Annotated in this window: 2 tRNA genes; both read left to right on the top strand. The window is 46.6% G+C overall.

Annotation, left to right across the window (positions count from 1 at the left end):
- Nucleotides 1-105: 105 nt before the first annotated feature.
- A tRNA-Ile gene (locus tag AAEY62_RS21510) sits at nucleotides 106-182 on the top strand.
- A 50-nt stretch (nucleotides 183-232) separates the two neighbouring features.
- Nucleotides 233-305 (top strand) — tRNA-Ala (locus AAEY62_RS21515).

Genomic DNA, 305 nt, shown 5'->3' on the forward strand with positions numbered 1-305 from the left:
GGGGAACCTGGGGCTGGATCACCTCCTTATACGATTTAGAACTTATTTGTTCGTAGTGTCCACACAGATGATTGTTATTGTAAAGAGAACAACACTTATTGTTTTGGGTCTGTAGCTCAGCTGGTTAGAGCGCACCCCTGATAAGGGTGAGGTCGGTAGTTCAAATCTACTCAGACCCACCACTTCTTATCTAATTAAGAAGATGGTTAAAACAATAAGTACCAGCATATGTGGGGCTATAGCTCAGCTGGGAGAGCGCCTGCCTTGCACGCAGGAGGTCAGCAGTTCGATCCTGCTTAGCTCCA

This window comes from Pseudoalteromonas sp. GW168-MNA-CIBAN-0100 (assembly GCF_040309225.1).
GTDB classification, from domain to species: domain Bacteria; phylum Pseudomonadota; class Gammaproteobacteria; order Enterobacterales; family Alteromonadaceae; genus Pseudoalteromonas; species Pseudoalteromonas arctica.